At 65.2% G+C, this 14,059-nt stretch carries 12 protein-coding genes; 11 read left to right on the top strand and 1 reads right to left on the bottom strand.

Features of this window, described 5'->3' with window-relative positions; genetic code table 11:
- The 10 genes from SPHME3_RS0114900 (at window position 1) to SPHME3_RS0114855 (ending at window position 9,682) form a co-directional block, all read left to right on the top strand.
- On the top strand, window positions 1-2,052 hold the full coding sequence (locus tag SPHME3_RS0114900; RefSeq protein WP_017978517.1) for a S8 family serine peptidase: 2,052 nt from the start codon (window positions 1-3) through the stop codon (window positions 2,050-2,052).
- The gene (locus tag SPHME3_RS0114895; RefSeq protein ID WP_231376764.1) at window positions 2,000-2,734 is read left to right on the top strand and encodes a hypothetical protein; all 735 of its coding nucleotides are present in this window, start codon (window positions 2,000-2,002) and stop codon (window positions 2,732-2,734) included. The genes SPHME3_RS0114900 and SPHME3_RS0114895 overlap by 53 nt, the downstream gene beginning before the upstream one ends.
- A gap of 8 nt (window positions 2,735-2,742) precedes the next feature.
- Complete coding sequence (locus SPHME3_RS0114890; RefSeq protein WP_145957865.1) at window positions 2,743-3,492, top strand: hypothetical protein; 750 nt, start codon at window positions 2,743-2,745, stop codon at window positions 3,490-3,492.
- An 8-nt stretch (window positions 3,493-3,500) separates the two neighbouring features.
- A complete protein-coding gene (locus SPHME3_RS0114885) occupies window positions 3,501-4,025 on the top strand; it encodes a hypothetical protein (RefSeq protein WP_017978520.1) in 525 nt (174 codons plus the stop codon).
- 199 nt (window positions 4,026-4,224) lie between these two features.
- Window positions 4,225-6,921, top strand: a complete 2,697-nt coding sequence (locus SPHME3_RS0114880; RefSeq protein WP_017978521.1) for a hypothetical protein — start codon at window positions 4,225-4,227, stop codon at window positions 6,919-6,921.
- Window positions 6,922-7,053: 132 nt separating this feature from the next.
- A complete protein-coding gene (locus SPHME3_RS0114875) occupies window positions 7,054-7,554 on the top strand; it encodes a hypothetical protein (RefSeq protein ID WP_145957866.1) in 501 nt (166 codons plus the stop codon).
- Window positions 7,554-8,213, top strand: a complete 660-nt coding sequence (locus tag SPHME3_RS0114870; RefSeq protein ID WP_017978523.1) for a hypothetical protein — start codon at window positions 7,554-7,556, stop codon at window positions 8,211-8,213. The genes SPHME3_RS0114875 and SPHME3_RS0114870 overlap by 1 nt, the downstream gene beginning before the upstream one ends.
- 37 nt (window positions 8,214-8,250) lie before the next feature.
- Entirely contained in the window at window positions 8,251-8,808 is a 558-nt protein-coding gene (locus SPHME3_RS0114865; RefSeq protein ID WP_017978524.1) for a hypothetical protein, read from the top strand.
- The gene (locus SPHME3_RS0114860) at window positions 8,805-9,158 is read left to right on the top strand and encodes a hypothetical protein (protein WP_017978525.1); all 354 of its coding nucleotides are present in this window, start codon (window positions 8,805-8,807) and stop codon (window positions 9,156-9,158) included. The genes SPHME3_RS0114865 and SPHME3_RS0114860 overlap by 4 nt, the downstream gene beginning before the upstream one ends.
- Window positions 9,159-9,193: 35 nt before the next feature.
- Window positions 9,194-9,682, top strand: a complete 489-nt coding sequence (locus SPHME3_RS0114855; RefSeq protein ID WP_017978526.1) for a hypothetical protein — start codon at window positions 9,194-9,196, stop codon at window positions 9,680-9,682.
- A 452-nt stretch (window positions 9,683-10,134) separates the two neighbouring features.
- Here SPHME3_RS0114855 and SPHME3_RS0114850 read toward each other — a convergent pair whose 3' ends face one another.
- Window positions 10,135-12,486, bottom strand: coding sequence for a DUF4238 domain-containing protein (locus tag SPHME3_RS0114850; protein WP_017978527.1), 2,352 nt, complete (start codon window positions 12,484-12,486; stop codon window positions 10,135-10,137).
- 232 nt (window positions 12,487-12,718) lie between these two features.
- Between SPHME3_RS0114850 and SPHME3_RS0114845 the strand changes: the two genes are divergently transcribed.
- Complete coding sequence (locus SPHME3_RS0114845) at window positions 12,719-14,053, top strand: DUF5677 domain-containing protein (protein ID WP_018251010.1); 1,335 nt, start codon at window positions 12,719-12,721, stop codon at window positions 14,051-14,053.
- The last annotated feature ends 6 nt before the right edge of the window (window positions 14,054-14,059 follow it).

The following is a 14,059-nucleotide window of genomic DNA, read 5'->3' as shown; positions in this document are numbered from 1 at the left end:
GTGGTCAGCGCAAAGGCAGCCTATGCGTATGACCGCGGGATCACCGGCAAGGGCGTGACGATCGCGATCATCGACAGTGGAATCGTGCGGTCCTCGCCCGAGTTCGCCGGTCGCATCTCGGCCGACAGTGCCGGCTTCGAGCAGCGCATCGCCCGTTGCGCGACCTGTCCGGGCGAGACGGTGCCGCCCTTCGCGATCGACGACAATGATGGCCACGGCAGCAAGGTCGCCTCGATCGCGGCGGCGGCGCGCAACGGCTCCGGCATGCAGGGACTGGCACCGGATGCGACCATCCTCGCGCTCAAGGTGGCGGGGCCTGACCTAGACGGCGTGACGGCGGGCAGCACGACACCGATCCGCGAGGGTACGCAGCCGAACGCAGGTCTGATTGCACCGGCGCTGCGCGAAGCCATCGCCAGGGGCGCGTTCGTCACGGTGATGTCGCTGAACGGCTTCGGCGGCGGACAAGTCGCGACCGAGCAGCGTGCGGCGATGGACGGCTTGCGCGCCGCCGACCGGCTGCTGGTCGAGTCCGTCGCGAATGAGACCGGAAAGGACAGCTTCGCCGGCCAGTTTGCCGAGACCCTCGTCGGCAGCGACCGCGCCAACGCCGACTGGTTCCTGTTCGCGATCGGGGTGGACGCCAACGGCAACCCGCGTTCCGCCAATGGTAACGCAGGGGTGCTCGCCGACCGTATGATCGCGGCGGTGGGCGTGAACGTGCAGGCGGTCGACAAGGACGGCAGCATCACCACCGTCACCGGCAACAGCTTCGCGGCCCCTGCGGTCGGCGGGGCGGCGGCGCTGCTGAAACAGTATTGGCCGCAGCTCGGCGGCAAGGCGATCGCCCGTATCCTGCTCGACACCGCCACCGATATGGGCGCGCCCGGTGTCGATCCGATCTATGGCGCAGGGCTACTCAACGTCGAGAAGGCGATGCAGGCGCAGGCGCCTGCATCGTCATTCGCGGCGGCGCAGGCGGTGCTCGCCCGTTATTCATCGCTCGACGTCTCCGCACCGTTCGGCGGCTCGGCAACCGCGTCGATGATCGCGATGGCGGCGGGCAGCATGAGGGTGTTCGACCGCTACGGCCGCGACTTTGCTATGACGGGCGCGACCGGCATCCGTGCCTGGTCATCGGGGCTGCTGGCCGGCGGCATGACCGGGTCGGTCGATCCGCTGCCCGTCCGCCGCTGGTCGGCGAGCGAGGCACGGCTGGGCTTCGCCGGGCAGGACGCGGTCGGTCCATGGCAGGGCACGACAGCCAACCGACCGGCGGTGGCGAGCTTCTCTCCGGCAGCGGGGCAGACGGTGACGGTCGGCGCGAACACAGCGGTGGGCGGTAGCGGCTTGTCCCTCACCGGTTCCCCACTGCGCGGTGTGGTCGGCCAGCCCATTGGCCTGTGGTCGTCGTGGAGTGGCGGCGGCTGGTCGGCATCGTTCTCGTCGGGCTCGTCGCGCGACCGCAGCGCGGACCTGCGCGGCGTCACCTTCGCCACCCCGTTCGGCATCGGCCTGGAGGTAACCGACCTCACCGAGCACGGCCGGGTGCTGGGGTTCGGCGGTGGCATGGCTGCATCGGGCTTGCGTGGCGGTCGGACGACGCTCACCACCCTCGTCGCACGCCGCACCGTGGCGGGTGTCTCGCTCACCGCGCGGGCTACAACGGGAAGCACCAGCGTCGACGGTGGTGGCGACGGCCCGATCCGCTTCGACGGTCGCATCGTCAGCACCGCCTTCGCGGTAGAGGGCGCGCGTCCGCTGTTCGGCGGGTTGGCGACGCTCGGGCTGTCGTCGCCGTTGCGCGTCGAGCGGGCACGGGCGTCGCTGCTGGTGCCGGTCGCGTACGACCTGATGTCGGGTGTGCTCGCCGAAGAGGGCCGGACCTTCGACCTGTCGCCGACGGCGCGGGAACTCGATCTGGAGTTCGGCTGGTCGACCGCGCTGGCGTCCACCTCGACGCTGCGGGTCGGCGTCGCGCGGGCTTTCGACGCCGGTCATGTCCGCGGCGCGTCCGACGTCGCCGCCTTCTTCAATTTCGTCGTCCGCTGAACCGCAAGGAACACCCATGTCCAGATCCACTGCAGTGCCCGCCTCTGTCCTGCTCTTCGCCGCCGCCACGGGCTTGAGCGGGTGTGGCAATTCCAAGGCCCCGAGCAAGGCGGCGTTCGCCGCCGCGCTCGAACCTGTCGTCCGCGACGTCTTCTGCCACCCCATCGATGTGATGCGGTACGAGGTCGAAGGCGAGCCCGGCGGATCGGGGTTTCCGATCGTCACCTCGCCGAAGCCGACGCTCGCGGGGCCAGGTTCTGATGGAAAGGCGGTCGCGATGCTGGACGGTCTGGCCGGCGTCGGGCTCGTCACGCGCACGACGTTCGAGAAGCCGGCGCGGTGGAGCGGGTCAACCAACGCATTCGTGCGGCAGCCGCTGATCTCCTACGCGCCGACGCCGAAAGGCGCGCCCTATCTGCATACGGTCGAGCGCAAGGCCACGAACGCCATGGTTTCGGTGCCGTACTTCTGCCTGGCAAAAGGCGAGGTTGTCGACGTGGTGCGCTGGACCGAGCCGACCGACTTCGCCGGTCATCGGGTCAGCCAGGTCACCTACACCTATCACGGCGTCGATCCGATCCCGGTCATGCCGCCGGCGGAACAGGCGCGCATCGCCGAGCCGAAGGAATCGACGATGCCGTTCGAGCTGCAGAGCGACGGCTGGCGACCGATGCCGCGCTGACGATCGACGTGACCATCACCATCCCATCCATTTCGGCCAACACCATGACCCGAGCGCCGAGCGCCGGGTCGTCAAGGAACACCATGATGAAAATGACCAATGCTGCTGCCATCGGTGCCGTGATGGCGTTGTCGCTCGCCACCGCTCCCGCCATGGCGCAGAAGGCGCGATTGGCCGCACAACCCGCGTCTTCCGCTACACCGCTGGCGATGGACGTCGCCGGCGTTCGCCTCGGGATGCCGCTGGCCGCGGTGCAGGCAGCGCTGGCGGGGACCTACCGTTGCTCGACCTACCAGTCGGCCTCGTTCCGGCAACTCGTCGAGCGAGAGGTCCGCAAGCGCAAAGGCATCCCCGATGGCTTCGGCCCTGATGGCACTGCCGTTGGAGACCTGACCTGCCAGGGTCCTGCTGGTGAATATCTCCGCCTGTTCATGGCGCAGACGCCGGCGGGAGAGATCGTCGACCGGATCGACCTGACGGTGTCGACCAAACGCGTTGATCTGGCCACGCTGGTCGGCCAAGTCGAGGCCAAGTACGGGCGGCCAACTGAGGGCGTCCCGTCGAACGGATCGTGGTGCATCACCCGATGCGGCGGCGATCTGACCATGGAGCCCGATCCGCGCATCACCGTCAGGTCCGACGCCTGGTCCCTCAAGATATTCGGCACCCGGGGAAGCAACGCGCGTCTTGCCGATGAGGCGGCGGTGAAGGCGGCCGCCGCGCGCGAAGCACCGGCTGCGGCGCGCGGCGCCTTTTGAGGTCGGGCATGATCACGGCCGCGGTATCGCTTCTCGCGCCCGTAGCCGCGTTGTCGCTGTTGGCCACCGCGCCAACGCTCGCGAACATGCCGGTAGGCGTCCCGCGAAACGGCGTCGGGGCCACTGAGCCCGTAGCACCGCTGCGGCCGCTCTCGATGGCGATGGTCATGAAGGCGGGAGCCGCGGGGACCGGCTGCTCGTGGTCGTTGGCGAAGGACAGACGCATGCGCTTCGCCGCGGCCGACGACCGTGCCGTGGTCCGTCTCGACAGCGGCATGGTGCACCTTCGGCCTGCGGCTGGCGCTGGCGACCTGTTCCCGTTCACCCATGATCGCTGGGTCGGCGACAGCATCACCGTGACGGTGACATCCGTCGGTCGATCGACATGGCGGGGCACCGAGGTGAACGAGGGGGCGGCCGATATCGACGTTCGCACTGGCGACCGTCGATGGGTCGTGCGGGGGGCGCCTGACCTGCGGATCCTGACCCTCGCCGATCAGGATCGAAGGTCGTATGCCCTTCAGATCCGATAGGAGAAAACAGAAGAGGCCCGGGCAAGATTTTAAGGCGCAACAGCGCAAAAAGGTGGTGACCACCTTTTTGCGGGGACTGACCGACCGCAGTTCGGAGACATCCCCCATGTCCTCCACCTTCGGCTCCGGAAGGCATTTTTGTTCGAGGGCAGGGGGCGCCCCCTTGAGAATGGGGCAGCGCCACGAGACACTATACGCCATGACCAGCGGTGCCGACCCACAACCTGCCTATCCGCAATATGCGCATCAGCTGCAGGCGCTGCTACGGCGGCTGGCCCGCGAGGATCGCGAGGCGATCGGCGCGAATTTGCGACGCGGCGGCTTCGGCAAGCGGGAGATCGAGCCCGGGCCAGCTGTCTCACCTGGTCGCGTGCGGGGAACATCCGACGCCGGCTCGCATACGCAATCGCCCTCGCGCGAAGCCACGGGAACGCGCCGACGTATCACCGATGCGGGCGGCAATGGTGGGCGGACGACGTCGGTCGACTTCTCGCGGACCAGCCCGCTTTCGCTGAGCCCGCGCCAGACCGGGCCTGTGCGAATCCCGCATTTCGACATGGTGCGGATCAGTCGCACCGTCGTTCCCCGCGCTAAGGATGGCCGTACTCACCCGCGCTATCCCGACCGAAGCGGCATCGCCGCGGCCCACCACAGCTATGTCACCCGCGGCGGCGTCGCCGACTTCGAAACCCATCTCGACTATATCACCCGTACCACCGCCGTGGAGAAGAATGACACCGCGCGGCTGATCGACATGCTCGACATGGACGAAGATCGCCGGCTGCAGAATCACCTCGCCATCATCAGCAACATCCCCGGCGGGCGCGAGCGGGAACGCAGCCTGTTCGAAGCGGTCGAGCGCTGCGAGCGGCAAGCCAAGGGCGGGACGCTGTACGTCTCGACCCAATATGCCGATGACTGGATGCTGCTGGCCACCCGGCAAGATGCGCCGGGATGGGTGCGCAAGGCTGCGGTGACGCTGCAGCAGAAGCGGCTCGCCCAGGAGGCGAAGGCGAAAGCTGAAGGCAAGGCCTTTCTCGACGCCATCGTCGACATCGCCAAGGTCAACCTGGAAGATGCCTATGACCGGCTGGTGTGGTGTGATGACCAGCCTGGCTTGCCCGCGGCTGCGCGACCGAACTGGAAGGCGGGACCATGCGGGCGCACCCAGACCCGCTTCGTCGGCGAGTTTCCACGCGGACTGAAGCCAGCCGAGCGGCGCCTGGTGCTCGAACGTTTTTGTGAGACGCTTAACGCGGAAGGCTGGATGTACGTCGCCGCGATCCATCGCCCTGATGCGACGAACGACCCCGACAACTTCCACTTCCACATCGATGGCTATGATCGGCCGGCACGCTGGCTGACGGCGAAGGAGATCAATGACGAGCGCAACCCCCGCAAGCCGGTCGAAGGCGAGGGTTGCTGGGATTTCGAATATTCCGAGCGCAAGCGGAACGGCAAGTTCTGTTACCCTTATCGCCAGGACAAGATCGCAGAGCCGACCCGGGACGTGCCGAAGGACGGCGAAAAGGCCGTTTCCCATTTTGTGGCTGGTCGACGCTACGTCAAAGCGTTGCGCAAGCGCTATGTCGACATCGTCAACAAGGTCGTGGATGGTCGGGCTGGGAGCCCCATCTACGCGCCGGGGCCTTATCGGGATGCCAGGATTCGGCTGACACCGATGGAGCATCTCGGCTCCGCCATCACCGCCAGCGAGGCCAGGGGCGATGTAACGGCTGCTGGAACCCGAAACGCCCATATCCGGTTCAATGATGAGATGCGGCTGCTTCTGGAGCAGGCCGATTTCGACCGGAATGAGAATGGTTTGAAGGCCGCGATCCCACTCGGTCGACGGGCTTCAGCCGCTTCCCTGAAGGCGACTGCACACTGGCGGCAACTCGCAAACGCCGCCGTAACGCGGCGCTGCCAGGCGGGGCTGGTCGCCATCGTCGAGCGGATGGTGCGCTCACGCGCCGAGACGGTGCTGCGTGTCGGCACCGCAAGTCTAAAAGTCCAGGACGAGGCCCGCGCGTGGCTGGGCGAAATCGACGCCATCGTGGCACCGACCCCTCAGCAGGTCCGCGCGGCGGCCCGGCTAAAGGACCTCGACGGCAAGGTCGAGAAGGCGTGGGCTGAGGTTGTCGCGGCCACGGGCAATGGGCGTGAACGGCTGCGATACGTACCAGCCGATCACGCCAAGCTGGCGCCCCTTAATCCGATCTCGCCGGCCTATCGACCGCAGGTCGAAAAGCGCCTGCACGCATGGCTGATCAAGCATCGCCGAAGCCATGAACACCTGCGTTTCGTCTCGGGCGGATATGTAATCGACAAGACGGTCCCGCTCGCGATCCACCGGTTGTTCCGCCTGCTCGGCGACGAACCTGAAATCCAGAAGTTGCTGTTGGCCGAGCGCGAGCGTCGCGAGATCGCGGCGGCATCGGCAGCTGTGTCCCGTGACCTGATGCATCAGGACCATGGCGGCAGATCGGTCCTGCTCGGCGAGGGATTGGGGCACGCGCTCACCGTCGCGGATCGTGGTGCCGACGGCGGACAATCACGCACGCTGGCAAATATCGACAGTCTGCAGGATGTCGAACTGCTGCAGACGCTGTCGACAATCCAGGCCAAGCGCCGACGCAAGGCGACGGGTGCACCGCCTGCTGGCCCCGAAGAGCTCGCCGCCACGTCGCCCGTAGACGTTCCGAAGCCATCGCCCGCCGATCCTGCGTCGAGAGGCAAGTCGAGCGGCTTGCTCGGGCAGGCGGTCGCAGCCGTTGGCGACCGGCAAGCGGCTCATCCTCAATCCGGTATGTCGGGTGGAAAACGACATACCGGAAGCAGAGGCCCTGCCGTTGGCGTGACAAGCCAGACGAGTAAGAAAGGACAGGAAAGATAGGCGCTGCAGTAAGGGGGAAGCTGGGCTTTTGAGCCGCTGAAGATCGATGAAAAAGATTGGAGGTGCTTGTCCGGATCGCTCGGTCCGCGACCCTTAAGCTTCGGAACCACAATGGATTTCCTGACTACCCCCGTGCACTCGCTCCCGCACGTGCTTCTTCACTATATCGCCTCCGGGTTCGGCAAGCCCGAGGTGCCCATCCTGGTTTCGGGCGGCGGTATGCCCGCCGACAGCGTTCTGTACGACGCCCAGTCGGTCGTCGTGGCGCTGACCTGTGTCGCCGCACCCATGTTCCGCAGCAAGATCGAACGGCTCGCGGCCGATCAGTCGATCGACGTCATGCTGGTGCGCTGCTGCCTGACCGGCGGTGACCTGCTGCCGGTGTCGATCGATGTCGTTTTGGCGGGCGGTGGCCTCACCACCTTCAAGCTGGAGGACCTAGCACTTTACCGCCATGATGATGGCGGCCTGTGGCTGGTGCCGTTCGGGTTCGGCGGGGCGATCCGGCTGGAGGCGCACGGCCTCGAACTCTATCTGGTGCCGCCCTACGCAACGCTCGCCGAACGCGCCGACGGCATCTACCGCGCTGCGTCCGATCTGGCCGAACGCCTCTACCCGCAAGGTGCGTTCTGATGCGGACCAAGGCCAAGCGCGCAGCGGCAACACCCAGCGTCGAGGTCAACCCGGGCTGCCTGCCGGATCCGGCGAACCCGCATAGCTGGCTGGTACTGACCGGCGATGACGCCGATCGCGATGCGACCCGTGTCATGTATGGCTGCCTGCGCCCCAGCTTTCGCGGCCACCTGAACAGCGCGGCGGCTTTTGCCGCTGCCAAACTGACCGTTGGTGCGCCACCCGACACGCCGCCATGGACGCTGACCGCCGCACGCGCCGAGGTGTTGCTGCCGCCGGGGGCCGATGACCGGCTGTCCGACCCGCGTATCCTGATGGAGACGGTCGACGCAGAACTGCCGGTCAAGGCCAAGGCGCTGCTCGCCTATCTGACCTTCACCTTCCCAACCGCGCGACTGCATGAGCAGTATGAGCTGGTCCGCGCCTTCACCGGCCGGTGGATCGTCGATCCGTTCGAGGTCGCCGCATTGCTGGTCCAGCATGCCCCCCACCGGGCCGGCAGCGCCAGCCCGCCGCATGTTCATGTTCTCCTTGCTGGACCCAGGCGATTGACGCCGCTCGGCTTTGGCGAATGGGTGACGCCGCTTGCCACCGACAAGGCCCATGCCCTGGTCGGCAACGCCTTTCGCCAGTTCCAAGCCGACTGGCGGCAAGCCTGACCACGCCGGCGCACCAACACCATCATCGGGAAACATCATGAACGATAACGAACCCTGGCCGCGGATCGGCCAGGCGATGAACTCGCACGTCGTGCGGACACTGGCGCAGGCAGCGGGGTGGCGGCTGACCGACATGCCGGCCGACCTCGGCCTGCCGCTCGCCGGCTGCCTGTACAGCGAGGCGAACCACCTGCTGGTCACGACGATGAACGGCAATCTCGCCGCGTCCATCGCCGTGATGGACAGTGCGCTGCTCGCGACCCGGTCGGATGCGCTGATCGTGAGGACACCGTCGGCGGACGCGATGCCGGGCTTCGCCCTGGGCCTGTGGCACAGCGGGCGGGTCACCTGGCACTGGATGCTGACGCTTTGGGTCGATGTCGACGCTGGCCTGTGGCTCGTGCCGACACCGGACAAGCGGGATGGCACCGCTGCTTCGGGGTTCCGGCTGACGGCGCGCCATCTTCGGGTTGAAGAAGTGCCGTGGCGAACGGCGCACGAACGCGCCGACGGATTGGTCCGGGCCATCCGCCTGTTGGTCCACGGCGAGCGCGGCACGACATCCGGCCCTGCGGGCGGGGAGGATCGGTCATGACGGTGCCGATGCCGCGCCTGCTGCGGCAGGCGTGCTGGGCGCTCGTCATCGCCTTTCCGCTGCTCGTGCTGGCCGGCCAGCACTGGCAGCACGCGGCGGCGGGCCCCGGTACACGAGGCGTGACGGCGGTCGCCGCCGTCATCTGCCCGGCGGCCGTCGAGCCGGTCCTAGCGGTGCGCGTCGCCGACGGCGCGCACGCGCTCGACCGCGCCGTTCTGCGGCGGATCGTGGTGCAGCTTCACATAGGACCGGGGTGCTCAGTCCCGGTTGAACCGCCCGCCGTGCGGGCCGATCGATGGCGCGATCACGGTGGAGGGGAGAAGAAGAGGGGGATGGGCAAGTCGATGTGATCCCCGTGGTGGGGATGAAACAAGGAAGACAGACCATGAACCCCGACCAGACCGCCCATGTCCGCGCCCATGTCGCTGCCGTTTCCAAGCTCCTGCTCGGCAACAAGATCATGAACCCCGGCCTGATGATCATGGCCGGAGGTCCGCTCGATCCCCACCAGCGAATTGCGTTTGGTCGCACAGCGGTCGAAGCCCAGGTCGATCTCATCTATCTCGAATTCGCCGTCGGCGAAGACGACGTCCCCGTGATGACCGGAATCACCGTCATGCTGCCGCGCGACACCATCTGCTATGTCTCGACGGGATGCCGCCTGTCGCTCGTCCCCGGCAAGGCTCGCGCGGTGATCGTGCCGCAGGACGGGGCTCAGTCCCACTTCAAGGTACTGCCGGGCGAGATCGTGCAGGTGCGGGGGCGGCCGGCCTCGCTGGCAGCCGGATGTGACCGCGCGACCGCGAAGCTGGCGATGCTCGTTCGCGATGGCGCTGACCTAGGAAACCAAGTCAATCTGCAGACGTGGTGCTGATAGTTCAGAGGTTGCCATGCAAAAGGCGGCAACCTCTTCAACCCAGCTCAGCTGCCTCGGCCTTGCCATCACGGGCTGCGTGCATTTCCGAATAACGGCCTCGAAAGTCGTTATCGAAAGGGATCATATCCTGGTATGATGAGACCCTTCTGTAAGGCGATGATTGGGACTTTGCTGCCGTTCGCCTGCGGCGTGTCGAACGGCGCCTCTTGTCAGAAGCCGACGTTGAACGTTCGCCCGTTCGGCATCTGGGAACGTCGAAAGCTGGGCCGTCTTCCACCTGTCAGCATTCAGGCGGAGCGCTTCGAAAAGCTGACATTTGATAGAGCCATCGCCGGGCCAGCAGTCACTGGTATACCGACCCTTCCGAGTTTCAGCATTCCCGATGGTTGTAGATCATTCACGCGTCCGCGCCGGCTCCCCAGTTTGAAACGGGAAGCAGGCGATCAACATCAAGCACTCATGCGCTGAATGTAGAAGGCCATCGGCACCATCGGCAGGTGATGCTCAGAACTCGACATAAGCAGCAGGCGATTAATCGTATTGTCCTGGATGCCCGTCGGCGCGAAAACGCAGGAGATTCTGCCGTCATTTCCGACGTCTCCCCGCTTGCGAAGCGCGTTCTGGGCGGCTGTGTGCGTGCTGACGAACCGGGAAGCAAGCCCCGCCTCGAAATTCGGCCGGGGACCGTGATCTTCGACAGCGGCAAGATATCGGAACATCTCGCCGAACAGCTTATGATAGCCCGACAATATGCCTTCCCGCGCCAACTGGATGATGCGATCCGGGTTGTCGGGGAACAGAAAGGTGGCGTCAGCGAATTTCTCGGCGAGCTGCCTGAGACGAGCCGGCGGCGCTCCTGCCCTCGGTCGCGCCGCGCGAAGAATCTCCCGCCAGCGGAAGGCGCTGTCGGTCACGATGGAGGCCCCGGTCGCCTGTGCCAGATACATGGCGATCTCGAAGTTTGGCTTCATCTGCATCAAACGCATCTGGCCGCCTTCCTTGCCGCCGTCGAAGATGCCGCCCTGCAGCGCCGTCAGCGGGTCTTCCTCCTTCAGCCGGTCCAGCTCGGACCATATGCCAGCAATCTCGGTCGCATCGAGGCCGGGAAAATTCTCCCGCAGCCGGGCCTCCTGCGCGTCCTGGGGCCACATAAGCGTATCGCGCATGAAGTCGGCGCGCATCAATTCTTCCAGCCGCGGTTCTCCGCGGAGACTGATGTCGATGCCAGCGGCGCGCTCCTTGGCCATCGCCATGGTTTCGCGGCGGAGATGATAGTCGAAGGTCCATGGGTCCGGGATGAGGTTGATCAGTCCGGCGTCCACAAGCGGCATGACGTTGAGGAAGAAGGCCACGGCCTTCAGAAATTCGAGATGATAGCTGCGCGGATGCTCGGTCGGCCGGAACTTCTCGGCGATGGTGCCGGCGTGGACGAACGGGGTCTCGACGATCAGCTCGCCGAAATAGAGCGACGCACCCAGCGCGAATTCGACGATGGACTGCGGATGGAGCGATCCGGTGTAGACCGCGCGCGGACGCCCGTCAGGTTTGGGCAGTAGCGCGAGCAGGTCGGTTTCGAGCGGCCATAGCGCCTCGTAGAGAAAGTAGACCTCTTTAGTCTGGTCATCGGTCAACTCGCGCCTGACCGCCGTCCAGTCCTTGCCCGCGTCGAGACCCAGGATCGACAGGATGCCGCGATGAAGGACCAGATTGCGCTCGCGAATGCTACGCTCTGTCCAGCTTGGCCGCAGCGCAGGTGACCTTGTCTTGCAACAGATGCGGTAGGGACGTCCCGACCCGCAACCGCAGGGGGCGCTCGGAGCCAGTTCCTTTGCCGGTGGGACCTTCTTGAGGGCTTCCCGCTCCTTCTCGGTCCGGCCGTAGGCATCCTGGTAGCGGACGCTGCCGTCCTCGAAGCTCACATAGGTTTCGCCGCCGTAATGCCAAAGCTCGTCACGCGGCGGGAGCAGAGTTGCGGCAAGGTCGGCCCATGATCCGCTCGCGTGCTGTTCGGGATAGAGCCATTCGCGCTTGCCGGCGGCTATATGGCGCTGAGCCCGCGCTTTGAGCACATGGTTGACGCGTGCCACCTCGATGTCGGTGAGCCGCCGCGTGCGTATCATCTTGTCCGTGCGCACCATCGACTGGCGGAAGTTGCGCGCGAAGATCCGCTTCTCCAGCGGTGGTACCGACGGATTTTCGGCATATTCGAGGTTCGTCAGGATGAGACAGTGGTCACGGCTCATCGGGAACAGGGTCTGCGATGCTTTCAGTGCGATCCCCGGATCATGGGGAAAGGCGCACTGCGGCGCTTCGGGTGGTAGGGCGTGATTGTAGATCGTCACCGGATGGTCGGTCAGGAGAAACTTCACCCCGGCATCCTCAGCGGAGACGATCTCCCGCACGCACTCGGTCCAGATCGTGGTGTGGAGCATGCGGATGCCTTGCATCTCCATCATCAACTCATTCTGGTGAAGCGCAGGATAGTGTGCCCGCAACCACGCCAGGCCCTTCGGCGTCCGCAGCTTCTGGATGTCGATATATTCGAAGAATGTACCGAAATGCTCGTGCCAAGCGGCGATGTCAGTTCCCGCGAAGGCCCTGACCGCCTGCGATCCTCGCGTGTCGATATCGCCGAACAGCTTCCGCTCGATCTCGTCATTCACCTCGGTCAGGAAGAAGGTCGAGTATAGGTCGGTTTGGAAGAAGCAGCGCTTTGTCGGCGCATCGAACAGCGATCGTTCGTGAATGACGCGCCCGTCGGCAAGAAGCTTGGTGGGCGGTTTCAGGTCGAGATAGGCCAAGGTCGAGCGACCTGGTTCGAGGAAGCCCCTTTGATGCCATTGCGGTACGAAGTGATTGTCTCTCGTGATCACCATTTGCGATCGCGATCATATAGTCCGGGCGGCAAGCGGACAACGTCGCGCCGCCGTTTCTGATGGATGATCGACGATGGCGCGTGCATGGCTGCGCCGTTGTCGTTTCCCTTTCGTTCCGCTACGTTTCCACCCCATTTGAGACAGTGGGAATCGGTTGATGGGTTCGTTGCAATCCGTGCTTGAAGAGCAACTGGCAACCATGCCGCGGATCATCGCGATGGAGCTAGTACGAGACAAGCTCAAGGCAGCCGGGCATGCCGAGAATGAAAAACTGGTCGAGCAGATAGTTGATCAACTGCTTGGTGCCGGCTCTGACAAAGAGGATGGCGACGACGGGGATGTCCTCGAATTCGAGACCGACGAGGAGATCGTGCTCGAATTTACCGACGCTGACATCGCCCGCGCGCAGGAATATGTCGACAAGATCAGTGAAACGATACCTGAGTTGATCCACGGCGCGGCTGAGGCCGCGGCGGTCACGATGTTGCGCCAATACGAACGCGACTGGGCGGCTTGGCGCGAGGCGACGGACATCCAGATGGATCAGTTTCGGTTCAACCTTCAGGCGCGCTGGGGAAAAGGCTTCGACGCGCTTCGCATGCTGATTGAGCTGTCGCGCGACATCGGCACCGATTTTTATCGTCGGGCCAGTCGCTCGCGATCGCGCCGTCGCGCCCATCTCAACAAAGCGCTCTCCCACCTTCATGTCCGCGCCATCCAGATCGCGTCCGAGATCATGGTGCTGATGGAGAATGGCTATGCCGACGGCGCCATGGCGCGGTGGCGCACGCTGCACGAGGTCGCCTGCGTCGCGATGGTGCTGGGCGATGGCGGCGAAGCCTTGGCCGAACGCTATCTCGCCCACGAGATCGTCGAGGCGAAAAAGGGGCTCGGGCAATATCAGCAATGCCATCCGAAGCTCGGCTATGCGCCGTTCTCGATCCGCGCGGCCGCGCGGATCGAGCGCGACTATGCCGATGCGATCAGCCGTTACGGCAAGGATTTCGGCGGCGACTATGGCTGGGTCGCGGCGCATCTGGGCAACCCGAGACCCAATTTCAGCAATATCGAGGATGCCGCCGGCCGGGCGATGATGCGATCGCACTACAAAATGGCGAGCCATAATGTGCATGCGAGCACCAAGGGCATCGCCTATCGACTTGGCTCGCTCGACCGCCAATATGCCGTAATCGCGGGCGCCAGCAATGTAGGGTTTGTCGAGCCCGGCCAGAATCTGGCCTTGAGTCTCATGCACATCACGATGCTGTTGCTGCCGACGTCGTGGACGCTCGACAAGATCGCGCAATTGATGGCGCTCAACAAGCTGCATGACCGCATCCCGCGCGCGCTGGCGCAGTCCGAGCGGGCGATCGCCAAAGACGAGAAGGCGATCCGCGAGGCCGCGGTCGCTCGCCGCGCGAGCCGCTCGCGCGCAAAACCCAGATCGCGGTCGCCGCGCCGCGATCGATCCGGCGCTGCTGCCACGACATAGATGAAG

Origin of the sequence: Sphingomonas melonis DAPP-PG 224 (assembly GCF_000379045.1) — a bacterium.
Taxonomy (GTDB): domain Bacteria; phylum Pseudomonadota; class Alphaproteobacteria; order Sphingomonadales; family Sphingomonadaceae; genus Sphingomonas; species Sphingomonas aquatilis.
The sequence above is the reverse complement of the archived record's forward strand: the minus strand, read 5'-3'. Positions and strand labels throughout refer to the sequence as shown.